Below are 22,476 nucleotides of genomic sequence, written 5' to 3'. Positions count from 1 at the left end.
CTGCAACGTCGTTGCCGGCCGAGCCGGGTTCGAGGAGCGCCCGCGCGTGGCTGACGACGTTTCGGTGCGCCGGCGCGTGCTGCACGGCACCGGCCGCTGGTTGCATCGCTGGCAGAACTGGATCGCCGGCGTGCTGCTCGTGTTCGGCGCGCTGGCCGCGTGCCGGCTGTGGCCGCATCCGCCGCTACGCGACTGGAAGCCGTCGTCGGTCGCGGTAACCGACGCACAGGGCCGCTTGCTGCGGCTCACGCTCGCGAAGGACGACCGCTACCGGCTGTGGGTGCCGCTCGACCGGATGTCGCCGCAGCTCGTCGAAGCCGTGATGCTGCACGAGGACCGCTGGTTCTGGTGGCATCCCGGCTTCAACCCGTACGGGCTCGCACGCGGCGCGTGGATCACGTACGTGCGCGGCGGCAATCCGCAGGGCGGCTCGACGCTGACGATGCAGCTTGCGCGCTCGCTGTGGCGGCTGAACACGCGCACGCCGGCCGGCAAGCTCGAGCAGGTGGCGCGCGCGGTGCAGCTCGAACTGTTCTATTCGAAACGGCAGATCCTCGAAGCGTATCTGAACGATGCGCCGTACGGCCGCAACGTCGAAGGCGCGGGCACCGCGAGCGTCGTCTATTTCGACCGGATGCCCGACACGCTGACGCTGCCCGAGGCGCTTGCGCTCGCGGTGATTCCGCAGGACCCGGCGCGACGCGTGCGGGGCGGGCAGGATGAAATCAACCGCGCGCTGACCGCGTCGCGCAACCGGCTGTATGCGCGCTGGCTGACGAAGCATCCGGGCGATGCGTCGTTCAAGCCGCTGTTTGCGTTGCCGCTTGCAATGCGGTCATTGTCCGCACTGCCGTTCGATGCGCCGCATGCGGTCGACCAGGCGCTCGCCGCGCGCAACGCATGGCGTACGAACTCGAGCGCCGCGACGAACGACAGCGACGCCGACGCGCGGCTCGTGACGACGCTCGATCTCGACCTGCAACATACGCTCGAACGGCAGATCGCACGCTATGTCGCGCGCAACGACACGCGCGGCGTGCGCAACGCGGCGGCGATCCTCGTCGATACGCGCGACATGGGCGTGAAGGCGCTCGTCGGCTCCGCGAATTTCTTCGACCGCACGATCGACGGGCAGGTGAACGGCACGCTTGCGCGGCGCTCGCCGGGATCGACGCTCAAGCCGTTCATCTATGCGCTCGGCTTCGACCAGGGCGTGCTGCACCCGCAGACCGTGCTGCGCGATGTGCCGACCGCGTTCGGCCCGTATGCGCCGGAGAATTTCGACGGCCATTTCCTCGGGCCGATCACCGCGACCGATGCGCTGAACCGCAGCCGCAACGTGCCGGCCGTGTGGGTCGCGTCGCAGCTCAAGTCGCCCGATCTGTACCGGTTCCTGCAGGAAGCCGGCGTGCGGCGGCTCGCGAGCGCGCAGCACTACGGGCTCGCGCTGGTGCTCGGCGGAGGCGAAGTGACGATGCAGGATCTCGCGGCGCTCTACGCGATGCTCGCGAATCGCGGCGAGTTCAGGCCGCTGCGGCTGCGCGCGGACGAACCGGCGTTGCCTGGCAAGCGCCTGCTGAGCGCCGAGGCGAGCTACATGACGATGGACATGCTGCGCCAGCATCTGCGCCCCGACGAGACGAGCGGCGCGCAGCCGTCGAGCGTGCCGGTCTACTGGAAGACCGGTACGTCATGGTCGTTCCGCGATGCGTGGACGGCCGGCGTGTTCGGCCCGTACGTGCTGGTCGTGTGGGTCGGCAACTTCGACAACTCGACCAATACGGCGTTCGTCGGTGTCGACGCGGCCGCGCCGCTGTTCTTTCAGGTCGTCGATGCGCTGAATGCCGAGCGCACGCTCGTCGAGCCGCCGCGCGCGGTGCCGCCGAAGCTGAAGCGCGTGCGGATCTGCCTCGCGAGCGGCGACTTGCCGAACGAGTGGTGCCCGCAGCAGGGCTGGACGTGGTTCATTCCGGGCACGTCGCCGATTCGCGTGAGTACCGTGCACCGGCCGGTCGTGATCGACGATGCGACGGGAAAGGCCGCGTGCCCGCCGTACGACGGCAAGCGCACGCATGCGGAGATCTTCGAGTTCTGGCCGTCGGATCTGCAGCAGGTGTTCGTGCAGGCCGGCATTCCGCGCCGGCGGCCGCCGCAGAATGCGGACTGTCGTGACGCGGGGCAGGTCGAGGGCGATCCGCCGCGCATCACGTCGCCGCTGCGCGGGAGTACGTATGCGATGCGTGTGAAGAGTACGGAGGAGACGCGCATTGCGTTCAACGCCACGGCCGATGCGAGCGCGCACGCGCTGTACTGGTTCGTCAACGATGCGTTCGTCGGGCGCAGTGCGCCGGGCGATGCGCTGTTCTGGCAGCCGCGGACGGCCGGCAGTTATACGGTGCGGGTGGTCGACGATCACGGGCGCAGCGATCAGCGGCCGCTGGCGGTGGGGTTGGAGCAGTAGGCGTTGTATCTGTATCCGTATCGCGTGTTCGCGATCAGCGTGCCGCGATCTGCGCGTGTTCGCGGCGAAGACTCGCGTGAGTGAGCATCAGCAAGTTGATGACGACGATGGCGATCGTTGCGGCGACCATCCCGTTCACGCCGATGTGGGTCACCAATACGCCCGCTACATACGGAAACCCGAACAGGCCCGTGAAGTAGGCGATCGTGAAGACCTGCGAGCTCGCCGATGCGGACAAGCCCTTTTCACTGGCGAGATTGACCGCCATGCCGTTCAAGGTGGAGTAGCTGAGTCCGTAGCCGATCGCGAAGATGAACGAGCCGATCACGTACAGGATTTCACTGCCCGGATTGGACACGAAGAGAACCAGCGCCACGAGCGTCATGGCGAACAGCGTGAAGGCGAGCTTTCGGACCGGCAATCGGCTGATCGTCCGCGCCAGCGTGAATCGGCAGAAGACGGTCGTCAACGTGAAGGTCACGAAGAAGAGATCGGGCGACAGGTGGCGCGACTCCGCATAGATCGCCTGAAAATTCGACAACGCGGAAAAGACGCAAGCGGCGAGTCCGATCATGATGATCGGCAGCCGGGTGACGTTGCGCAGGATTTCAGCCACGCGCGCGGCCGTCAGGCCGGTTGCATCTGCGGGCGGGTGCGGTATGCGTTCCGTCTGTTTTCGGACAATCGAAAATACGACGGCTGCAACCACGCAGAGACACGCGAGACCTGCATAGACGATGGCATACGACCCGAAGCGGCTAGCGATGAAATGGCCCATCGGTGACGCGAGACCCAGCCCGACCATTTGACCGCCCGAGAGCAAGGTCAGGTACTTGATCCGTGCTGAGGGGCTGACGTGATGAATGATCTGAAGCGGTGCGAGTATGTAGAAGGTCGACCATCCCATTCCCAGAAGCAGGCCGCCGATGAATGCAATCCTCAGATCGTGCGCTGCCAGGCTGAATGCGAGCATGGAAAGGGCCATGACGGCAGCGGCGGCCACGATGGTCGACATCAACCCGATTCGTTGCGCTACCCAACCTGCAACAAGGGAGCTGACGATCATGCTCAGGATGCCGGTCGAGATCACTGCGCCTGCCATCGACGAATCCAGACCGCTCTGACGCAAATGCTCGGAAAGGAGAAAGCTGGCGCCGTAGGCGGCGGAAAGTGCGATGCTCGCGACGAGGAATGGAACGAACGTGGCAGCGGCGAGCGAAGACGGAAGCTGGTCAGCGGATGTGTTCATGAAATTGGCGTCCCGTTTTTATCGCCGCCGTGATGCCTCGAGCGGGCCGGATTTCTTTGATCGTCTTGTACCCACCTATGGCGTGCGGAAGGCCCTCCGGATTTTCTGATCCCGAGCCTGACGGGCATTGTGTTTTAGGTAGAAGCACGATGAAATGTACAGTGAAGCCGATTTTCTTCTGCACAGTCCATGTCGTTGCTCATGAGCCTGGGCTCAGGAATTTGAAGTCGACCAAGATTACGTTGGATGGTTTCGAGACGCGATCCACTACCTGCCTGAGTCATTCCGATGTTGCTACCGCTCATATTTCTACCCGCGATGCCGTGTGACGCACGCATGTATGCCGATCAGGTCGACGCGCTGAAGGATCTTGTTTCACCGACCGTGAAGATACTGGCGCAACCGACATTCGCCGAGAGTGCCGAGCAACTCCTTGCATCGACAAGCAGTGCGTTCATTCTTGCGGGCACGGCATACGGCGGATGTCTCGCGATGGAAGTGCTGGCGAGGGCGCCGGACCGCGTTCTTGGGCTCTGGCTGATGAACTGTCAGCCGGGCGTTCATCCGGATCCGGACGCCGGTCGTGCAACCAGCCGGCGCATTCGTACCGGAGAGCACGAGCGGGTCATGGCGGAGTTCGCCGAGCAGGCAATCCCGGGACACGACGGCACGTCGCGGGCTGCATTCATGCAGATGGCCCGCGATGCCGGGGCGGATCTGTTTGCACGTCAATCTGATGCCTCGCTGACGCGCTCGGATCATTGGTCGACGCTTGCGGCGAGCAAAGTGCCTACGTTGCTCGTCTGGGGGGCCGCTGACCGTTTTGTTCCCGTCGACGTTGGCCGGTGTATCGCCGGCGTGATGCCACATGCGCGATTCGAAGCGATAGAAGGGTGTGGTCATTTCCCGACGCTGGAGCGGCCGTCGCGATGCACGGCGATTGCGCGTGAGTGGTTGTTGGAATCGGTGCTTCACATCTTGTCGATCAGAGACCAGACGAAACCCGCGAGTGATGGCTAACCTGCATCAACAGAAAGGCCGCGTAACCGCAGTGTCTTGCACACCGTGTCTAACACCGCGTCGTTATCCCGCGCTCCGACGAAATAGCGCTCGTTGCCGAGCGCGTCCATGCCGGACTGAAGGGCGAAAATCGGAGTGACCTGATTTTTGACGGATCCTTCCAGATAGTAGCTGTACCCGTTGTCGCGGTCCGCGGATGAATAGACGCATTGGTAACCGCCAAGCCATTTGCCGAATGACCGGCTAACGCGGTAAAGCGCGGGGTAGAGTTTTCCGAGCGCGCTGGTAAGAAAATGAACTTCGCCGACCGTCCATAGTGCGCCTCGAGCCGTTCGAGGGGGGACGATCGTAACGATTGGCGACTTCGCCGCGTCGACTTCGCCATCCTCCCCATATTGCAGCCCTCCAAGGTGCGCAAAATACAGAACGATGTGTTGTGCTGCCGCGATTTCTCGCGGTGGTTCCGGCAGTTCACGGAACCATGTCAGAACAGCATCGCTGTCGCTTGGGGCGGAGATAAATCGATACGATGTGCCCATTTGGTGGGTAGGGTATGCGGGTTGACAGTCGATAGTATCTTGCGCGAGGCGTTGATCGGCGAAACTGAACCCATGCTCTTTCGGGTGTGCGGGCTGGCCGCTTCGCGGCGTCAAGCGACATCCACCGCAATCTCCGATGTGCCTTCTCTTCACTCCGGTGCCAGCCTGCACAAGCAACGCACCACCCCCATCACCCATCATCCGCCTTCGCCTGCAAACCCTTCAGCCCCTGGATCACGACCAGCAGCGCGCGCCCATGTTCATCCGACCCGTCCCACGCGTCGACGATCGCGTCGCGCAGCAGGTCGTTGTACTGGCGGCGCGACGGCCCGGTATCGACACCATAGAAACTGCATAGCTTATTGAATGGCGCGCTGCGGCGCAGCCGGTGCCCGTTCGACAGCCTCAGGCGCGATACGGTCGGCTGGCTGACCCCGGAGAGTCGCGCGATTTCGCTGGACGAGCGTGTATCTGCCATCAGGCGGCGCAACAGGTCTTGAACGGGAAAATCTTGGTCCGGGGCTTCCATGCGATGCATTATACCTATACAGTTACGGCTGTTGAATGGGCTTGCTGTCACCAGCGAGGCTGTATCCCCGAGAAAGTTGATGACACTGAAACACCTCCCACCCACGTTCTGCTGGACCAAGATCGGTACCGAGTCCGGCGAGGATCTGCCGACCGTCGTGCTCCGCAAGGAATGGGAGCGCCGGCTCGGGGGCGGGCGTTTTCTGTGGGGCATCAACCAGCCGCTCGGCAGCAGCGCGCAAGTCGCCGCGCATCGCACGGGCTCGCTGCTCGCGCTGTTTTCGCCGGTCGCATCGCGCCCGCGCGCAGGCGAGCGGAAAGACATGCTGCTGTGGAACGCATGGGTCGACGCGAGCGGGCAGGTGCGGCCGTTGCCGCCGCACACGTTCATCGCCAGCCGCTCGACCTTGCCGTCGGGCCGGCGCCGCGAACAGCACTACGCGCTCGTGTGCGCGTCATCCACCGCGCTGACGGTCGGCACGCAATTGCGCGTGTTTCCCGATCACCTGCGCAGCGTGAGCACCGGCCAGCCGCTTGGCGCCGCACAGGGGGCGGCCGTGGTCGATTGCGTCGGGCGTGCGAAGGAGCAGACGGGCAAGAGCTATCCGCTCGCACTGTCGGTCGAACTCGAAGCACCGTATTTCGTGCGGCTCGCACAGCCGTGCGTGCTGAAGGCGCGCGATCTCGCGGAAGTGAACAAGGCCACGCGCGCGGGTGATTTCGATCGCTTCGTCGAGCTCGTCGCGCGTTTGCGCGGCCGTTCGCCGACGGATGCCGTGCGCGGCGTCACGCGTGATCTGTTCGATGTGCCGCCGATCGAAACGGCAGCCGCGTATGTTGCGCCCACGCACGCGGCGCGATTGCGCAACCGGCCGGCGGCCGAGCATCCGCGTGATCTCACCGGCGACCTGTTCGACCTGTCGCCGGGTGAAGCGGCCGCGTTCGCGGGCCTTGCGCATCCCCGTATCGGGCGCGCGTGACGAAACGCGCGACGCAGATCGCGCAAGAATTTGTTGCAATCTCGCCATAGCGGAGCGGCGAGCGCAGAGAGACAATCGGCACGAAGCGCGCTGCGCGGCGGCCGATGCGTCGACACTCGATGGGTCGTGGTTCACGCCGCCGACATGCGCACCACGCACACTGAGCGTCGGCGTGCTTCACACTGCAACCCTGAGGGAGAAGTGTCGATGTCGACCCACATCTGTTCGCGGGAAGCCCGGGCCGCGCAGCGCTTCGTCGAAGCCACGCGCAACGTCGATCAGGCGTTTCGCGCCGTGCGCGGCGAAAGCGACGACGACGTTTCGTCGGCCGAATACGCACTTGCGATGTCGCGCCTCGATCGCGCGCTCGACGAGCTGGCGCGTGCGCAGGAATTTTTCGATCGCGTCGTCAGCGCCGACACGGTGCACGACAACTGATCGGGCTGCATCAACGCGAAAGCGCGTCGGGCGACGCGCTTTCATCATCTTGCCGGGCATCGCGCCCGGCATGTCATTCAGTCATCCCGTTCCGACTTCAGACCTTGCGACCTTCGACCGGATAGCCGGGATCGGTATAGCCGTGCGTCGAGGCATGCCCGGGCGGCACGAGCGAGTCGACGAACCGTTCGTCGTCCGGGCCGAGTTCGAGCGTCAGCGCATCGATGTAGCCGTCCCAATGCGCTTCGGTGCGCGGCCCCGCGATCGTCGAGCTGACGATGCGGTTCTTGATGACCCACGCGAGCGCGAACGCGACCGACGTCGTGCCGCGCGCGGCCGCATGCGCGGCCACCTGCTGCGCGATGTGCAACGATTCCGGGCGCCATTCCGTTTGATGTATGCGACGGTCGCCGCGGCCCGCGCGTGAATCGGCGGGCGGCTGCGCATCGACTGCGTATTTGCCGGTCAAAACACCGCGCGCGAGCGGGCTGTACGGTACGACGCCGATCCCGTAGTGCGCGGCGGCCGGAAGCTGTTCAACCTCGGCCGTGCGATCGACGAGGTTGTACAGCGGTTCGCTCGCGACCGGGCGGTCGATGCCGAGCTGGTCCGCGAGTCGCACGATCTCGGCGATGCGCCAGCCCTTGAAATTCGACAGCCCGAAGTAGCGCACCTTGCCTTGCCGGATCAGGTCGGCGATCGCGCGCATGCCTTCGTCGAGCGGCGCATCGGTCAGCGCACGATGGAAATAGAGGATGTCGATGTAATCGGTACCGAGCCGCTTCAGGCTCGCGTCGACCGATTCGACGATCCATTTGCGCGACTGGCCCTGCCGGTTCGGTCCTGCGTCCGGCCCGGCCGGATGGCCGAACTTTGTCGCGACGACCCAGCTGTCGCGACGCGACGCAATCGCGCGGCCGACGACTTCTTCCGAACGGCCGGCGTGATAGACGTCGGCCGTGTCGATGAAGTTGATGCCCTGGTCGAACGCCTTGTCGATGATGCGCGCCGATGTCGCTTCGTCGGTCTCGCCGCCGAACATCATTGCACCGAGACACAGCGGCGACACCTTGAGCGCGCTGCGCCCGAGATAGCGGTAATCCATGAAGGCTCCATGCGGGTGCGTGCCCGCCGGTTGAATGAGGGGATGCTGCGCTTACACGCCGGCTTCGTCGAACGCGCGCTGCGCGATCGTCAGCGCCGAGCTTGCGGTCGGCCAGCCCGAGTAGAACGCGAGGTGCGTGATCGCTTCGACCAGCTCGTCGCGCGTGAGGCCATTGTCGAGCGCTTTCTTCAGGTGGAACGGCAGCTCGTTGACGCGATACAGCGACACGAGGCTCGCGACCGTGACGAGGCTGCGATCGCGCGGCGACAGGCCGGGGCGCTGCCACACGTCGCCGAACAGCACGTTGTCGGTGTAGTCGGCGAGGGCGGGGGCAATGGCGCCGAACGCTTTGCGTCCGGCGGAAGTCGGTTCGGACATCGAGGGCTCCGGGGAAGGTGGGGAACACCGTCGATGGTAGCCACCGATGCGTCTATCGATAATCCCCGCCAATCCGCATGCACTTATCGACCCGATTCATGAATCGCGGCGCAGGTGCGGCGCAAAGCGGGCTTAGGCGCGAAAGCGAAGCGCCTCGACGATCACGGCGCGCGCCGCATCGAGCGTTTCGTAGGTGCCGTTGAACGTGACCTGCCCGTCGACGCGCACCCGCAGTATGTCGTCCCCGCGCGCGAGCTCCCACGCGTACAGCGCGCCGTGCGTCGGCAGGCGCAGGTCGATGCAGTCGTGCGCGACGAGATCCTGTGGCGACATGGGCCGCGTCGCGGCGCCGCGATGCGGCGCGCGTCAGCCCGCCCGCGTCATGCCCGGCGCACGAGGCGCGGGATGGTACGCATAGCCGCGCTGCTGGAACGACGTCGCGAAGAAGCGCATCTGGTAGCGGATCGCATTCGCCCAGTAATCCCACGTGTGACCGCCCGGCCGTTCCGCATAGTCGTGCGGCACGCCGAGCGCGACGAGCCGTTCGTGCAGTGTGCGGTTCGAGCCGACGAACGCGTCGTCGCGGCCGCAATCGATCGTCATGTCGAGATGCGCGCGCACGAACGCGCTGGCGCTGGCGACGATCACGTTGCGGTCCCAGAACGACGGATGGCGGCCGGGGTCGCCGAATACGTGGTCGATGCCCGGCTCGTCCGCGCAGCAGCGCGGATCGACCGCGCCGCTGATGCTGCCGACCGCGCCGAACGTGTCGGGCCGGTCGAGCGCGATGCGCAGCGCGCCGAAGCCGCCCATGCTGAGCCCGGTGATCGCGCGGGCGCGTTGCGTGGCGATCGTGCGGAAGTGCAAGTCGATGTACGACACGACTTCGTCGCCGATGAAGGTTTCGTAGCGGCTGCCCGAATCGAACGGGCTGTCGATGTACCAGCTCTCGTGCCCGCCGTCGGGCATCACGAGGATCACGTGGTAGCGGTCGGCCAGCGCGGCGATGCGCGTGTTGGACGTCCAGTCGGTGTGATCGCCGCCCGAGCCGTGCAACAGATAGACGACCGGATAGCGGTCGCCGTCGCGGGTGCCGCGCGCATAGGCGTCGGGCAGCACGACGGTGGCCTTGAGCGTCTCCTTCATCGCGGCGCTGGGAATCACGACGACCCGCGCGTGAAAGGCGAGAGCAGGGCCTGAAATGGCGACCAGCAGAAGCAGCCAGAAGGCGCGTGCCAGGTACATCGATCCTCGCATGTGTCGACCCCATCCGGCGCCGGGCGCCGGGAAAACCCTGTTCGGACGACTCTAGCAACCGCGCCTTTCAACCATATTTCGGCGAATCCTACGGGTTGTCAGGCGGGCGGCGCGGACACGATGCGCTCGAGCGCCGCGCGAAACGCATCGGGTTGCTCGGCCGGGATCAGGTGCCCGCAGCGCTCGATCGTGTCGAGGCCGGCGCAGCGCGCGAGCGCCCAGTCGGGCACGTGCCAGCCCGCGCGCGAGCGTTCGCCGGCCATCAGCCAGACCGGATGACGCGCGAACACTTGCGCGAGTGCCTGCAGATAGCCCGGTTCGCCGGTCGTCGCGACCACCGAGCGGCCCATCGCGCGCAACGTCGATGCGGGCTGATGCGCGAGCCAGCGGCGGGCGTCGTCGACGAGGCCCGGCGACGGCGCGTCGATCGCGCCACGCAGCCAGCCGCGCGGATCGGCACGCAGGCCGTCCAGCATCGCGTCGGCTTCGGCAGGCGTCATGCGGCCGACCGACGCCGACCAGAACGCATCGTCGAGCGTGAAGTTGCCCTCGACGTTGACGATCCGCCGCACGCGTTCCGGGTGCGCATGCGCGAACAGCATCGCGATCGCCCCGCCGACCGAGTGGCCGACGACATCGACCGGCTGCGCGCCGAAGTGCGTATCAACGGTATGCCGAAGGTGCTCGACCTGCGCGGCAAGCGTGATCGTGTCGGACGGTACCGAGCGATGCGTGCCGTAGCCGAGCAGGTCGGGTGCGAGATGCGGGCCGCTCCACCCGCGCACGTCGAGCGTGCCGATGAAACCGTGGATGAAGACGATGGGCGTGGGCTGGGTCATGGGGCGGGCGCGGCAGGAAGGGGCGGCAATTCGAGTTCGGCGAGCAGTTCGTCGAGTTCGAGCACGTGGGTATGGTCGTGGTCGAGCAGTTCGCGCACGAGTTCGTCGAGCGACATGCGGCGGAGGCCGTCGCGCAGCCCGCAGCGTGCGCGTTGCGCGGAATCGAGCGCGGCCGCGGTTGCACACAGCGCGGCGCGGCCCGTGCGGAATGCCGTGACCGCAGCGTCGAGCGGTTGCGCGAGATAGTCGCGTTGCGCGGCGAGCGCGGTGCCGTCGACGGAGGCAATCACGGGCAGGTCGAGCGTGCGTACGGCGTCGATGCGCTCGGCGAACACCGCGTCGAGATCGCGCAGGTGGCACGCATGCTCGACGACCGAGAAGCCCGTGCCGTCGGGGCGGCGTGTCCACAGTGCGGCCGGCACGTGCGCCGCATACGCGGCGAGCCGATCGGGCAGGCGCGCCAGCGCGGCGACGACGTCGGCGAACGGCAGCCGTTGCGGATATGCGCTGAACACCGCGCCATAGCTGAACAGCGTGCCGCCGAGCCGCCCACGCGCCTGCACGACGTCGTGGCCGTGATTGCGCATGACTTCCGCGACCATCGCGCCGCAGAACTGGCGGGCCGTGGTGTCGGTTTCGATTTCGGGGAATTTGTGCGCGATCTCGTGCTGGATCGCACCGATCGCGGCGACGCCTACGCGCGACAGCGCCGCGAATTCGACGTAACGCTCGGGTTGCGCGATCAGCGCTTCGAGCTGGGCGCCGAGCGGCGTGGTGCGGAAACGGTCGAAGCGGGAATGCATGACGGGAGGATTTCGGTGAGTAACGTATCAAAACGATACGTTACTCGGTCGGACCCAGTCAAGATGGTGATTCGAGCTTGCGGGGGCGGCGCCAATCGGCGAGTCTTCGATGGCGTGCGGGCCGCCGCCGGCACCGCCCGTCTTACCGCTTCCCGGCGTCGGCCTGCGCGCTCAGCCGCGCTTTCTGCTCCTGCAACGCATCCGTGAACGCCGGGCTGAAGTCTTCCGCCTCGAACAGCGGGCGGATCTCGATGTCGGAGTCGCCGGGCATCGGGTTCGGGCAGCGCTTCACCCATTCGACTGCCTCTTCCATCGATTTCACCTGCCACAGCCAGAAGCCGGCGACGAGTTCCTTCGTTTCGGCGAACGGGCCGTCGCTGACGGTGCGGTTCTTGCCGGCAAAATGCACACGCTTGCCGCGCATGCTCGGGTGCAGCCCGTCGGCGGCGAGCAGGATGCCGGCTTGCGCCAGTTCTTCGTTGAACCGGCCCATCGCGGCGATCATTTCCGGGTCGGGCATCCGGCCGGATTCGGAATCGGTGGTGGCCTTGACGATGACGAGGACGCGCATGGTGGACTCTCCTTGAACAAGAATGAGGGGGCGCCGCCGGTCGTTCCGACGGCAAAAACGAGCGGTTACGACAACACGACGCGCGAGAGCGACGCGAATCGACATCGCAGGGAAAAAATCTCAGGGGTGACCGGCGTGTGCGGCGGTGCGCCGGCAATCCGTCATGTCGTGCCGGCGCCCGCATCGAGTGCGCTGCGGATCCGGGCCGCGAGTTCGTCGCGCCGGTATGGCTTGCCGAGCAGCATCACGCCGGGGTCCAGCCGTCCCGCATGGAAGATCTCGTCTCGCGTGTAGCCGGACGTGAACAGCACGGGCAACGGCGGCTTGCGCAGCGCGGCACGGCGTCCGAGTTCGCCGCCCTTCACGGGGCCGGGCATGATCACGTCGGTAAACAGCAGGTCGATTGGCGTCTCGCTGTCGAGCACGCGCAATGCGGCTTCGCCGCTGGACGCCGTGATGACCTTGTAGCCGAGTTGCGCGAGCATGTCGACCACGGTCAGGCGGACGTCCGCATCGTCCTCGACGACGAGGATGGTCTCGTGGCCGCGCACCGCGTCGTGCTGCGGCATGCGGGCCTGCTCCTCGGCCGCGCCGTGGCAGCGCGGAAACGTGAGGCGCACGGTGGTGCCCTGGCCTGGCGTGCTGTCGATCGACACATGGCCGCCGCTCTGCTTGACGAAGCCGAACACCATGCTGAGCCCGAGCCCCGTGCCTTCGCCATCCGGCTTGGTCGTGAAGAACGGTTCGAACGCGCGCTCGAGTACGTCGGCCGTCATGCCGGTGCCCGTGTCGGCGAGCTCGAGCGTCACGTATTCGCCGGGTGGCGTCGGCGCGCGGCCGGCGCCCGACGCATCGCCTGACTGCACGTTGTAGGCGGCGATCGTCAGCGTGCCGTCGCCGCGCATCGCGTCACGCGCATTGAGCGCAAGGTTCAGGAGTGCGTTTTCGAGCTGGTGCCGGTCGGCGAGCACGTTGCCGACATCGGGCGACAGTGCGGGGACGATCCGGACCGTTTCGCCGAGCGCGCGGTGTAGCATCTCGCTCATGTCCACGATCAGTTGCCGCGGATTCAGCGTCGTCGGCGCGAGCGGCTGGCGGCGCGCGAAGGCGAGCAGGTGCGACGCCAGTTTCGCACCGCGCCGCACGGCGTTGTTCGCGTTCTCGATCCGGGGTTGCGCGCCCGCATGGGCGCCGAGTTCGACGGAGAGGATCTGCAGGTTGCCGCTGATCACCTGCAGCACGTTGTTGAAGTCGTGCGCGATGCCGCCGGTCAGGTTGCCGATCGCTTCCATCTTCTGTGCATGACGCAACTGTTCCTCGATCGCCGCGCGCTCCGCGATCGCGTCGGTCACGCGCTGCTCGAGCGTCTCGGTCAGGTCGCGCAGCCGGGCATTGGACGCCTGCAGCGCCGCTTCCGCGCGATCGCGGTGGCGCGTGGCGAGCACGCGTTCGGTGGTCTCGACGACGACGGCGAGCACGCCGCCCGGTGCACCGTCGTCGTCGGGGATCGGGCTGTAGTGCAGATCCATCCAGACGTCTTCGGGGCGGCCGCTGCGCAGCAGCACGAGGGCCTTGTCGCGATAGGACAGCGTGCCGCCGGCGAGGCAGGTGTCCATCACGTTGCGGTTGAAATCGGCGACTTCGGGCCAGCCGAGTTCGACCGGCTTGCCGAGCAGATACGGATGGCGCCCGCCAGCGAACCCGGCATACGCGTCGTTGTAGATCATGTAGCCGGGGCGGCCCCACAGCATCACCAGCGGCAGCGGCGACGCGAGTACCGTGCGCACGGCCGTGACGAGGCTGGCCGGCCACCCGTCGAGCGGGCCCAGCCCGGTGGCGGCCCAGTCGAATGCGGCGATGCGCCGGGCCATGTCGCCCTGCCAACCGGTACAAGCGTGATGCTGCGCGAACAACTCGACATGCATGGGAGCGCTCCGATGAGGACATGCGGTCTCGGGCGGGGGGACAAGTCGCGAAAGCGTGTTCCATTCTAGGGCAGATCGATTCGTGCGGCGACGCTGCGACGTTCCGGAGCCCGTCGTCAAAACTGGTATGCTGATCCTCACCACGTTCACGCGGAGGGCGCCATGGCTGCTAAGGAAGTCTCGAAGAAGAAGTACCTCAAAATCCTGAACAAACGCCTGCGCGCCGAGCCGGCGGCTCCGGCCGGTGCGTCGTTTGTCTTTTTCCCGCTGGGTGCGAAGGCGAAGCACGCGACGGGTGTCGTGTCCGGCGACACGCGCAGCAAGCGCGAACTGGCGGTGATGGCCGCGGTGCAGCGCAAGGCGGCCGAAGAGTTCGTCGTCGCCGGCGCCTGACCGGAACCTGCGACACCCCCACTGGATTGCCGCCTCCGCGACTTACGCGGCGGCGGCCTCGCAATGCGCGATCGCGCCGGCGAGCACGCGCGGGATGTCGTGCTTGATGGCCGGGCCGTGCGTGCAGACCGGATGCGCGTACGCGACGAGCGCCGGATTGGCCACGAGGAAGTCGGGCAGTGCGCCCGTCTCGTCGACCTCGAAATGCGGAACGATCACGCTGCTCACCGTCGACGGCGTGATGCCGACGGTCGCGAGGCTCGCGGCCGATTGCGGAAAGTTGGAAAGCGTGCCCGTTTCGCTGCAGACGACGTCGCCGTTCGTCGACCGGACGAAGAACTGGCTGAAGGCTGACCGGGCGCTCAGGACACCTAGTCCGCCGCCGCGGCATAGCGGCCACCGCCACCCGCTTCGTCGCCCGCCGCGAGCTGTTCCAGCGCGAGGCCCTTCGTCTCGATCCCGAGCGTCCACACGGCCAGCGCGGCCGCGATGAACGACAGCGCGCCGAGCGTGAATACGCCGCCCTGGCCGAACACCGGCAGCACGACGCCGACCACGTAAGGCCCGATCAACGAGCCGACGCGCCCGATCGCCGACGCGAAGCCCGAGCCCGTCGCGCGCGCGCCGGTGCCGTACAGCTCCGGCGTGTACGTGTACAGCGCGGCCCACATCCCGAACAGGAAGAACTGCATCGCGAGGCCGGTGCCGATCAGCAGCACCATGCTGCCGCCGTACAGCGCGCTCTGGCCGTACGCGTACGCCATCACGCCGCCGCCGATCAGCGACGCGATGCAGGTCGGCTTGCGCCCCCAGCGTTCGACGAGCCACGCGGCGCACAGGAAGCCCGGCACGCCGCCGAGCGAGATCAGCACCGTGTAGAACACCGATTTCGTGACCTCGAAGCCGGCCTGCTGCAGCAGCGCGCCGAGCCACGACGTGAGGCCGTAGAAACCGAGCAGCGCGAAGAACCACAGCAGCCACACCATCACCGTGCGGCGGCGGTACACGCCGCTCCAGATCTCGCGCAGCGCGCCGCGCCCGCGGGCGGCGACCGGCTCGGCGAGCCGCGACGGCGGCGGCAGCGTCGTGACGCCGGCCGAGCGCATCACCTTCGCCTCGATCGTGTGCATCACCGTGTCGGCTTCCGTGTGCCGGCCCGCATGCTCGAGCCAGCGTGGCGATTCCGGCACGATGCGACGCACGACGAGCACGAACACCGCGGGAATCGCGAGCAGCGCGAACACGGTGCGCCAGCCGAACTGCGGCAGCACGAAGTACGCGACGATGCCGGCCGTGATGAAGCCGAGCGGCCAGAAACCGTCCATCAGCGCGATCAGGCGGCCGCGCTTCTCGGTCGGCACGAATTCGGACAGCAAGGTCTGCGCGACCGGGAATTCCATGCCCATCCCGATCCCGAGCAGCACGCGGTAGACGATCAGCGCGTCGACGCTCTGCGCGGTCGAGCACAGATACGAGGCCGCGCCCCACAGCACCATGCTCCACTGGAACACGGGCCGGCGGCCGAAGCGGTCGGCGAGCAGGCCGGCGACGGCCGCGCCGAGCACCATCCCGAAGAAGCTCGCGCTCGCGACGAGGCCGGCGGCCGCGGTCGACAGCCCGAACTCCTTGCGGATCGAGCCGAGCACGAACGTCATCGTGCCGAGGTCGACCGAATCGAAGAAGAACGCGATCGCGATGATGAAGAAGATCCGCTTGTGATAGCCGGAGAACGGCAGGCGTTCGAGCCGGGCGGCGGCGGAGGCGGGAGCGGTGGCGGCGGGCATGGCGTCCTCTGAAATGAAAAGGGGCCGCGAAGCGCGTGCTTCGCGGCCCCGATGCTTCTTCTTCAGTAGACGCGACCACAAAATGCCGCATCAGAGGAAAAGCGCCGCCTGCTTGCTCAAATGCGTCATCGGCGGCCGCGCGGGGTGCGGCCGTCGCGCATCAATTAATTCTTCAGCTTGTAGCCGGTGCGGAACATCCACGCGACGATCGCCAGCAGGATCACGAGGAACAGCGACGTCGCGCCGAGGCTGACGCCCACATGCACGTCGGCGATCCCGTAGAACGACCAGCGGAAGCCGCTGACCAGGTAGACGATCGGGTTGAACAGCGTGACGACGCGCCACGCGGGCGGCAGCATGTCGACCGAGTAGAAGCTGCCGCCGAGGAACGTGAGCGGCGTGATGATCAGGAGCGGCACGAGCTGCAGCTTCTCGAAGCTGTCGGCCCAGATGCCGATCACGAAGCCGAACAGGCTGAACGTGACCGCCGTCAGCACGAGGAACAGCACCATCCAGAACGGATGCAGGATGTGCAGCGGCACGAACAGGCCGGCCGTGGCGAGGATGATCACGCCGAGCAGGATCGACTTCGACGCGGCCGCGCCCACGTACGCGATCACGATCTCCCAGTACGACACGGGCGCGGAGAGGATTTCGTAGATCGTGCCCGTGAAGCGCGGGAAGTAGATGCCGAACGACGCGTTCGAGATGCTCTGCGACAGCAGCGACAGCATCACGAGCCCCGGCACGATGAACGAGCCGTAGCCGATGCCGTTCACGTCGCTGATGCGCGAGCCGATCGCGGAGCCGAACACCACGAAATACAGCGATGTGGAGATCACCGGCGCGATGATGCTCTGCATCAGCGTGCGGCGCGTGCGGGCCATTTCTGCGCGGTAGATCGCGCGGATGCCATGCAGGTTCATACGTCAGGCTCCTTGCACGCCGTTGCGGCGGTTGTCGATCAGGCTGACGAAAATATCCTCGAGCGAGCTCTGCGTCGTGTGCAGGTCGCGGAAGCCGATCCCGGCCGAGCCGAGCGCGTTGATCAGTTTCGCGATGCTCGCGTCGTCGCGCTGCGAGTCGTACGTGTAGACGAGCGCGGCGCCGTCGGCCGCGCGTTCGAGACCGAACGGCGCGAGCGCGGGCGGCACGTCCGCGAGCGGGTGCTCGAGCTGCACGGTGAGCTGCTTCTTGCCGAGCTTGCGCATCAGTTCGTGCTTTTCCTCGACGAGCACGAGCTCGCCGCCGAGGATGATGCCGATGCGGTCGGCCATTTCCTCGGCTTCCTCGATGTAGTGCGTGGTCAGCAGGATCGTCACGCCGTTGTCGCGCAGCGAATCGACGAGCTTCCACATGTCGCGGCGCAGCTCGACGTCGACGCCGGCCGTCGGTTCGTCGAGGAACAGGATGCGCGGCTCGTGCGACAGCGCCTTCGCGATCATCACGCGGCGCTTCATGCCGCCCGACAGCGTCATCAGCTTGTTGTCGCGCTTGTCCCACAGCGACAGCGCTTTCAGCGTCTTCTCGATGTACGCGGGATCGGGCGCCTTGCCGAACAGGCCGCGGCTGAACGACACGGTCGCCCACACGGTCTCGAACGCGTCCGTGGTCAGTTCCTGCGGCACGAGGCCGATCATTTCGCGGGCCGCGCGGTAGTGATCGCGGATGTCGTGGCCGCCGACCGTCACGCGGCCTTCGGTCGGCGTGACGATGCCGCAGATCGAGCCGATCAGCGTCGTCTTGCCGGCGCCGTTCGGCCCGAGCAACGCGAAGATCTCGCCGGGGCGGATGTCGAGGGTCACGTGCTTCAGCGCCTGGAAGCCGGACGCGTAAGTCTTGGAGAGGTCGGAGACGGAAAGGATCGGTTGCATGCTCACGGATGGGACGGCCGGCCGGCGCGACGGCGTGCGCCGCACGTGCCCGGCGTCGCCGCCGCTGCGAAGCGGCCGGGACCGGGGACGGCATGGCGAACGGGCGTCATGTCGAACGGCGTTGTGGTGCGGGATCGCAGGATCGCCATATTAGCAATCGGTAGATGGAAATGCATTCTCGTGGAAAGGGCGTGGGTTGCCGGTGCCGGATTTGCGTGAATTGATGGTGCATCGCTGAATAGCACGACTCTTTATTTGCGATGCGTGAACAATTTGAGCCATTTTCGGCGAACCGGGCTGCGATCGTGTTTCCGCTCGGTGGCGGCGCGGCCGGCCGGCCGACTGTGCCGCCCGAAGGCCGTCGCGCCGTACCGGGACGGCGTGCGCGGCGCTCGCGATAATGCGTTTCTTTCATCGTTCACGGAGCGGCGCGCATGTCTTTGGTCGATTTCAAATCCGTGGCGGCGGCGCAGGCCGTCGCATGGAAATCCACGATCGTCGGCGAGGTCGGGCCGGCCAGGATCAAGGTGCTGCGCATGGATGCGCAGGCTTACGAAGCGGAAGTGCACGACTACAACGAGGGGCTGCTGGTGCTCGACGGCAGGATGCTGCTCGAGGTTGCGGGCGAGACGGTCGTGGTCGAGGCCGGGCAGATGTACCTCGCGCTCGCCGGTGTGCCTCATGCGGTGCGGCCGGGCAGCCACGGCACGCTCGCGATCATCGACGTGTAAGGTTGCGCCGCAACATGCAGGCGGCCGGCTGAGGCCCGGCTGGCTTGGCCAAGCGCGGATTGGCGGCCGCCATTCAAACGCGTGTTATACCGCCCGGGTATTTGTCTGAGCAAATAAATCGAAGGCTGTTTGAAAATCTGTCAAATACCGTGTAAACGCTAGGATTGCGTGGTTTCGGTCGTTTGGAACTCTGCATCCATTTACTTGTGGGTATCGTCCGATCATAGTCTCGACAAACGACGCATCACGATAACGAATCAAGCGTACGGATGGAGACCCATACATGAGACGCCTATCCGCGGGGCCAGTCGGACTGCCGTTTCCCGTTTTTTCGCTGAATGCAGGCGCGATGCAGATCGCGTGCCTGCGTTGTCCTGTCGCCGTGTAGCGGCGAACCACTTCCCGTTTCGATCGTTCTCACGGCGCCGTGCCGCATGACGGCGCCGCGGGAGAGCGCTTGTCTGCCGCCGCCGCGGCGTGTGCCGCATGTGCCCGACCGGCATCGCGGCCGGCTTGCGCGCACCGTCATGCGCCGCGCGTCCGTGCCGCGGCGCGATACCAACCGGCGGGCCATGCAGCCTGTCCGGACGAGACTTGTCGTACCTGAAAAGGAGGGGTTGATGATTTGCATTCCTGAATGGCGGAAAGCGATTCTGTCGTGCGCGGTACTGGCGCTGCCGTTCGTCGCCGGTTGCGGCGGCGGCGACGATCCGGGGCCGATCAACGTGCCGCAGTGCTCGGGCAGCGCATGCGGGCCGAGCGGGGCCGAAACGACGCCGCCCGTCGTGACGAAGCTGTGTCCGGACGCGCTCGATTACACGACGACGTATACGGGCGGCGCAGGCAGCGGCGAGTACGTGAAGGTGAAATTCGACACCACGAAGCTCACCTATCAGATGCAGTTCCTCGAATCGTCGGTGCCGACGTCGGCGGGGCAAGTCAACAACACGCGCGCGGGCCTGACGATCAGCGGCGCATTCCATCATCCGACCACGCTCCCGACCGCCGAGCAGAACCGCTGCGCATTCGTGCTCGACAGCGGCGCGACGAGCGACGGCGCGTACGCGGTGACGATCAACCGTGCCGATCCGCCGATGCTGTTCGTCGGCAATGGCGTGGTGGGTGGCGGGATTCCGGGGGCGACGATTGCGTACAAGGGTATCGACCTCGGGGCCCCCACGCCCATCGGCTACGTGCCGTCGCGGACGTTCGATTTCTACCCGTTCATCGGCTTCATCGAAACGGAAACCGACTTTTCGAAGGTCGCGGGCAATTACAACGAGGTAGGCATCCATCTGTCGCCGATCGGCGGGGGTGGGCAGAGCGCGCTGGGGCCAATCGGCTGGGAGCCGGACGTCGTCAACTGGAACCAGACGCTCAATGCGGACGGTTCGTGCACGATCACGCAAGGCAGCGACTACTCGTGTCAGACGACCGGGACTCCCTGGACGCTGCGCAAGAATGCGGACGGGTCGGCCGACAACGTGTTCGTGAGCAACGGGCTGCCGAATGCGTTTGGCGTGGCCTCGTATCCGATCGCGGGGCAGGGGTCGTCGCTCATCCTCCTTGCGTCGAGTCAGGCCAAAGGCATCATGATCGTCGGCAAGCTGAACGGCGTACGGATACCGGTCGTGATTCGTGTCGGCTACACGTATGTCGATCCGGCCAATCCGCTCGCGTCGGTCGCCGATGCCGAAGTCGGGATCTCGATGCTGTCGTCAGCCACCGCGATTGCCGCCAATTCGCTGAAGGGCGGTTACATCGGCGCGACCAGCGCATCCGCATGCGGCATCGTGACGTCTCCCGGCACGGCGAGCTTCTTCCCGTCGGCAGGCCCGAGCTTCAATCCAAACGTGCCGCACCCGGATCTGCCTGGCAAGTTCGTCAATGGCACCTTCCTGACGGAAGCCGGAACCTGTAACGACGGCACTGCCGTGTCGACGATGGCCGCGAACTATACGTCGACGCTGTTCCAGGGCAATACCGCGGCGTTCATTGATCCGCAGACGTCGTCGGTGACCTCGCAGTTCGCGCTCGACTATACGCAGGCCACGCCCGGCAAGATCAAGGTCACGGCCTCGCAGGACTTCAACGCGAAGGGTGCGAGCGGCAACGTGGCGATCTTCAAGAAGGGCGATACGGGCTGGATCGTGACGGCCGGCAACGTCTACGCGATGGTCGTCAACAACAGCCAGGTCAACCCGTTCTTCACGGTCGGCGCGTTCGTCCAGTAACCCTGCATTGAACACGTAACACCGGCGGCGCATGCGTCGCCGCCGGCGAATCGAATTTCAAGAGGATTCCTATGAATTTGAAGCAATGGATGGCCGCGGCGTCGCTCGCACCCGTGCTGGCCGCCTGCGGCGGCGACGGCGACCCGCCGCCCGCACCGGTAGTCCGGCTGTGCCCGCAGACGATCGACTACAACACGGTGTTCATCGGCGGGTCGGGATCGGGCGAGCTCGTGAAGGTGCAGCTCGACACGACGAAGATGACGTACCGGATGACGTATCTCGCATCGCCGGTGCCGACCACCACGGGCACCGTGCAGCCGACCCGCGACATGGCGCCGGCCAACGTGGTCGACGGCACGCTCGCCGACGAAACGGGGCTGCCGACCGTGAAGCTGAACCAGTGCACGTTCCGGATGCAGAACGCGAGCCTCGACCCGAACCGGCCCGCGCGGCTGTTCCTCGGCGAGGGCGTGCTGGGCGGCGCGATTCCCGGCGCGACGATTCAGTTCGACGGCGTGATCGGCGTCGGCAAGATCACGAAGACGACGTTCCCGTACTACCCGTTCATCAGTTTCTCGTCGCTGGAAACCGACCTGACGAAGATCGCCGGCAAGTACAACCAGCTCGGCTATCACCAGGTGCCGTCGCAGAGCTTCCAGCCGGTGGCGCTCGACCAGCAGGTGACGATCAACGCGGACGGCAGCTACGTCGAGACCGACAACTTCGGCAAGAAGAACGGCGGGCAGCCGCTTGCATCGAGCGCGACCGTGAACCAGCCGTTCACGCTGCGGCCCGATGCGCCGGCGTTCCAGTCGCTCAACTACTTGCCGCAGATTCCGCCGACGCTCGCGGCGGTCGATCCGGCGAAGGCCGGCAAGGGGATCCTGATCGTCGGCAAGCTGCGCAACCAGCTCGTGCCGATCTTCATCCGTACGGGCGCGGCCAACGCGGACCTCACGCAAGGCCCGCCGAGCGCGGACGACGAATCGGGCATCTCGTTCCTGAGCCCGCAGACGGCGATCGCGCAAGGCTCGCAGAACGGCGAGTACACGGGTGTCGACAGCGCGTTCAACTACCGCGCGACCGCGCTCGTCGGCGCGCAGGCCACGCTGCTCGATCCGTTCAATGCGTCGCAGGCCGCGCTCACGCGTGCGCTGAACCTCGACTACACGCAGAAGATGCCGGGTGTCGTGACGACCGTGCATGCGGATGCGGCGTCGGGGCCGGCGACCGGCAAGTTCGTGTTCACCGGCGGCGTATTCGGGTTCCTCGACATGAACGATACGAGCAACCCGTACTTCACGGTCGGCGCATTCGTGCAGTGACGCACGCCTGGATGGAGACACGGTGGCGCCGCGCGCGGATGC

22 protein-coding genes and 1 pseudogene are annotated in these 22,476 nt (G+C 66.2%); 8 read left to right on the top strand and 15 right to left on the bottom strand.

All coding sequences use genetic code 11. The features are described 5' to 3' along the window. The first annotated feature begins 46 nt into the window (after positions 1–46). On the top strand, positions 47–2,461 hold the full coding sequence (gene pbpC, locus LGM89_RS04360; protein ID WP_226272380.1) for a penicillin-binding protein 1C: 2,415 nt from the start codon (positions 47–49) through the stop codon (positions 2,459–2,461). Between the two features lie 34 nt (positions 2,462–2,495). On the opposite strand, the gene LGM89_RS04355 is transcribed toward pbpC, so the two are convergent. After that, the gene (locus tag LGM89_RS04355) at positions 2,496–3,710 is read right to left on the bottom strand and encodes an MFS transporter (protein ID WP_226202213.1); all 1,215 of its coding nucleotides are present in this window, start codon (positions 3,708–3,710) and stop codon (positions 2,496–2,498) included. Between the two features lie 336 nt (positions 3,711–4,046). Here LGM89_RS04355 and LGM89_RS04350 point away from each other — a divergent pair, with 336 nt between their 5' ends. Beyond that, positions 4,047–4,730, top strand: coding sequence for an alpha/beta fold hydrolase (locus LGM89_RS04350; RefSeq protein WP_226272379.1), 684 nt, complete (start codon positions 4,047–4,049; stop codon positions 4,728–4,730). Here LGM89_RS04350 and LGM89_RS04345 read toward each other — a convergent pair. Beyond that, positions 4,727–5,383 (bottom strand): hypothetical protein, encoded by a 657-nt coding sequence (locus LGM89_RS04345; RefSeq protein WP_226202217.1) that lies wholly within the window; start codon positions 5,381–5,383, stop codon positions 4,727–4,729. The genes LGM89_RS04350 and LGM89_RS04345 overlap by 4 nt on opposite strands. Positions 5,384–5,459: 76 nt before the next feature. Next, positions 5,460–5,798 (bottom strand): helix-turn-helix domain-containing protein, encoded by a 339-nt coding sequence (locus tag LGM89_RS04340; RefSeq protein ID WP_011354126.1) that lies wholly within the window; start codon positions 5,796–5,798, stop codon positions 5,460–5,462. Between the two features lie 79 nt (positions 5,799–5,877). Between LGM89_RS04340 and LGM89_RS04335 the strand changes: the two genes are divergently transcribed. Both LGM89_RS04335 and LGM89_RS04330 read left to right on the top strand, forming a co-directional pair. Beyond that, positions 5,878–6,777, top strand: a complete 900-nt coding sequence (locus LGM89_RS04335) for a hypothetical protein (protein WP_089426803.1) — start codon at positions 5,878–5,880, stop codon at positions 6,775–6,777. 207 nt (positions 6,778–6,984) lie between these two features. Continuing rightward, positions 6,985–7,215: a hypothetical protein gene (locus tag LGM89_RS04330; RefSeq protein WP_226272378.1), complete on the top strand. Its 231-nt coding sequence runs from the start codon at positions 6,985–6,987 to the stop codon at positions 7,213–7,215. A gap of 97 nt (positions 7,216–7,312) precedes the next feature. Here the strand turns inward: LGM89_RS04330 and LGM89_RS04325 are convergent, their stop codons facing one another. The 8 genes and pseudogenes from LGM89_RS04325 to LGM89_RS04290 form a co-directional block, all read right to left on the bottom strand. Continuing rightward, positions 7,313–8,320, bottom strand: a complete 1,008-nt coding sequence (locus LGM89_RS04325; RefSeq protein ID WP_226272377.1) for an aldo/keto reductase — start codon at positions 8,318–8,320, stop codon at positions 7,313–7,315. A gap of 51 nt (positions 8,321–8,371) precedes the next feature. Beyond that, the gene (locus LGM89_RS04320) at positions 8,372–8,698 is read right to left on the bottom strand and encodes a carboxymuconolactone decarboxylase family protein (protein ID WP_089496310.1); all 327 of its coding nucleotides are present in this window, start codon (positions 8,696–8,698) and stop codon (positions 8,372–8,374) included. A 165-nt stretch (positions 8,699–8,863) separates the two neighbouring features. Then, positions 8,864–9,034, bottom strand: a pseudogene (locus tag LGM89_RS04315) (LysR family transcriptional regulator); the annotation flags it as partial. Between the two features lie 30 nt (positions 9,035–9,064). Further along, the gene (locus tag LGM89_RS04310) at positions 9,065–9,943 is read right to left on the bottom strand and encodes an alpha/beta hydrolase (RefSeq protein WP_226272376.1); all 879 of its coding nucleotides are present in this window, start codon (positions 9,941–9,943) and stop codon (positions 9,065–9,067) included. Positions 9,944–10,053: 110 nt separating this feature from the next. Next, the gene (locus LGM89_RS04305) at positions 10,054–10,794 is read right to left on the bottom strand and encodes an alpha/beta fold hydrolase (RefSeq protein WP_226272375.1); all 741 of its coding nucleotides are present in this window, start codon (positions 10,792–10,794) and stop codon (positions 10,054–10,056) included. Continuing rightward, on the bottom strand, positions 10,791–11,597 hold the full coding sequence (locus LGM89_RS04300; protein WP_226272374.1) for a DinB family protein: 807 nt from the start codon (positions 11,595–11,597) through the stop codon (positions 10,791–10,793). Before LGM89_RS04300 ends, LGM89_RS04305 begins: the two co-directional genes overlap by 4 nt. A gap of 142 nt (positions 11,598–11,739) precedes the next feature. Next, a complete protein-coding gene (locus tag LGM89_RS04295; RefSeq protein ID WP_089496315.1) occupies positions 11,740–12,168 on the bottom strand; it encodes a YciI family protein in 429 nt (142 codons plus the stop codon). A 161-nt stretch (positions 12,169–12,329) separates the two neighbouring features. Next, positions 12,330–14,093 (bottom strand): ATP-binding protein, encoded by a 1,764-nt coding sequence (locus tag LGM89_RS04290; protein WP_226272373.1) that lies wholly within the window; start codon positions 14,091–14,093, stop codon positions 12,330–12,332. Between the two features lie 162 nt (positions 14,094–14,255). Here LGM89_RS04290 and LGM89_RS04285 point away from each other — a divergent pair, with 162 nt between their 5' ends. Beyond that, positions 14,256–14,486, top strand: coding sequence for a hypothetical protein (locus LGM89_RS04285; protein ID WP_034186060.1), 231 nt, complete (start codon positions 14,256–14,258; stop codon positions 14,484–14,486). A gap of 42 nt (positions 14,487–14,528) precedes the next feature. Here the strand turns inward: LGM89_RS04285 and LGM89_RS04280 are convergent, their stop codons facing one another. The 4 genes from LGM89_RS04280 to LGM89_RS04265 form a co-directional block, all read right to left on the bottom strand. Further along, a complete protein-coding gene (locus LGM89_RS04280) occupies positions 14,529–14,705 on the bottom strand; it encodes a hypothetical protein (RefSeq protein WP_226272372.1) in 177 nt (58 codons plus the stop codon). Positions 14,706–14,857: 152 nt separating this feature from the next. Further along, on the bottom strand, positions 14,858–16,270 hold the full coding sequence (locus tag LGM89_RS04275; protein WP_089496317.1) for an MFS transporter: 1,413 nt from the start codon (positions 16,268–16,270) through the stop codon (positions 14,858–14,860). Positions 16,271–16,434: 164 nt separating this feature from the next. Next, the gene (locus LGM89_RS04270) at positions 16,435–17,196 is read right to left on the bottom strand and encodes an ABC transporter permease (protein ID WP_083266168.1); all 762 of its coding nucleotides are present in this window, start codon (positions 17,194–17,196) and stop codon (positions 16,435–16,437) included. Between the two features lie 3 nt (positions 17,197–17,199). Then, positions 17,200–18,144, bottom strand: a complete 945-nt coding sequence (locus LGM89_RS04265) for an ABC transporter ATP-binding protein (RefSeq protein ID WP_089496318.1) — start codon at positions 18,142–18,144, stop codon at positions 17,200–17,202. 434 nt (positions 18,145–18,578) lie between these two features. On the opposite strand from LGM89_RS04265, the gene LGM89_RS04260 reads away from it, so the two are divergent. From LGM89_RS04260 to LGM89_RS04250, 3 genes are all read left to right on the top strand, one after another. Beyond that, entirely contained in the window at positions 18,579–18,875 is a 297-nt protein-coding gene (locus LGM89_RS04260) for a cupin domain-containing protein (RefSeq protein WP_226272371.1), read from the top strand. A 620-nt stretch (positions 18,876–19,495) separates the two neighbouring features. Beyond that, positions 19,496–21,109, top strand: a complete 1,614-nt coding sequence (locus LGM89_RS04255; RefSeq protein WP_089496320.1) for a DUF2957 domain-containing protein — start codon at positions 19,496–19,498, stop codon at positions 21,107–21,109. A 71-nt stretch (positions 21,110–21,180) separates the two neighbouring features. Next, positions 21,181–22,434, top strand: coding sequence for a DUF2957 domain-containing protein (locus tag LGM89_RS04250; RefSeq protein ID WP_226272370.1), 1,254 nt, complete (start codon positions 21,181–21,183; stop codon positions 22,432–22,434). Positions 22,435–22,476: the final 42 nt, after the last annotated feature.

It is taken from the genome of Burkholderia sp. AU31624 (assembly GCF_020420065.1).
Classification (GTDB): Bacteria; Pseudomonadota; Gammaproteobacteria; order Burkholderiales; family Burkholderiaceae; genus Burkholderia.
This window is presented reverse-complemented; position numbering and strand designations above follow the sequence as displayed.

Excerpts from the sequence above, each read along its gene's own strand:
- LGM89_RS04285 (WP_034186060.1), top strand. The coding sequence starts at position 14,256 with ATGGCTGCTAAGGAAGTCTCGAAGAAGAAGTACCTCAAAATCCTGAAC.
- LGM89_RS04335 (WP_089426803.1), top strand. The coding sequence starts at position 5,878 with ATGACACTGAAACACCTCCCACCCACGTTCTGCTGGACCAAGATCGGT.
- LGM89_RS04255 (WP_089496320.1), top strand. The coding sequence starts at position 19,496 with ATGATTTGCATTCCTGAATGGCGGAAAGCGATTCTGTCGTGCGCGGTA.
- LGM89_RS04295 (WP_089496315.1), bottom strand. The coding sequence starts at position 12,168 with ATGCGCGTCCTCGTCATCGTCAAGGCCACCACCGATTCCGAATCCGGC.
- LGM89_RS04275 (WP_089496317.1), bottom strand. The coding sequence starts at position 16,270 with ATGCCCGCCGCCACCGCTCCCGCCTCCGCCGCCGCCCGGCTCGAACGC.
- LGM89_RS04310 (WP_226272376.1), bottom strand. The coding sequence starts at position 9,943 with ATGTACCTGGCACGCGCCTTCTGGCTGCTTCTGCTGGTCGCCATTTCA.
- LGM89_RS04300 (WP_226272374.1), bottom strand. The coding sequence starts at position 11,597 with ATGCATTCCCGCTTCGACCGTTTCCGCACCACGCCGCTCGGCGCCCAG.
- LGM89_RS04340 (WP_011354126.1), bottom strand. The coding sequence starts at position 5,798 with ATGGAAGCCCCGGACCAAGATTTTCCCGTTCAAGACCTGTTGCGCCGC.
- LGM89_RS04260 (WP_226272371.1), top strand. The coding sequence starts at position 18,579 with ATGTCTTTGGTCGATTTCAAATCCGTGGCGGCGGCGCAGGCCGTCGCA.
- LGM89_RS04325 (WP_226272377.1), bottom strand. The coding sequence starts at position 8,320 with ATGGATTACCGCTATCTCGGGCGCAGCGCGCTCAAGGTGTCGCCGCTG.
- LGM89_RS04250 (WP_226272370.1), top strand. The coding sequence starts at position 21,181 with ATGAATTTGAAGCAATGGATGGCCGCGGCGTCGCTCGCACCCGTGCTG.
- LGM89_RS04330 (WP_226272378.1), top strand. The coding sequence starts at position 6,985 with ATGTCGACCCACATCTGTTCGCGGGAAGCCCGGGCCGCGCAGCGCTTC.
- LGM89_RS04305 (WP_226272375.1), bottom strand. The coding sequence starts at position 10,794 with ATGACCCAGCCCACGCCCATCGTCTTCATCCACGGTTTCATCGGCACG.
- LGM89_RS04265 (WP_089496318.1), bottom strand. The coding sequence starts at position 18,144 with ATGCAACCGATCCTTTCCGTCTCCGACCTCTCCAAGACTTACGCGTCC.
- LGM89_RS04355 (WP_226202213.1), bottom strand. The coding sequence starts at position 3,710 with ATGAACACATCCGCTGACCAGCTTCCGTCTTCGCTCGCCGCTGCCACG.
- LGM89_RS04320 (WP_089496310.1), bottom strand. The coding sequence starts at position 8,698 with ATGTCCGAACCGACTTCCGCCGGACGCAAAGCGTTCGGCGCCATTGCC.
- LGM89_RS04270 (WP_083266168.1), bottom strand. The coding sequence starts at position 17,196 with ATGAACCTGCATGGCATCCGCGCGATCTACCGCGCAGAAATGGCCCGC.
- LGM89_RS04290 (WP_226272373.1), bottom strand. The coding sequence starts at position 14,093 with ATGCATGTCGAGTTGTTCGCGCAGCATCACGCTTGTACCGGTTGGCAG.
- LGM89_RS04350 (WP_226272379.1), top strand. The coding sequence starts at position 4,047 with ATGTATGCCGATCAGGTCGACGCGCTGAAGGATCTTGTTTCACCGACC.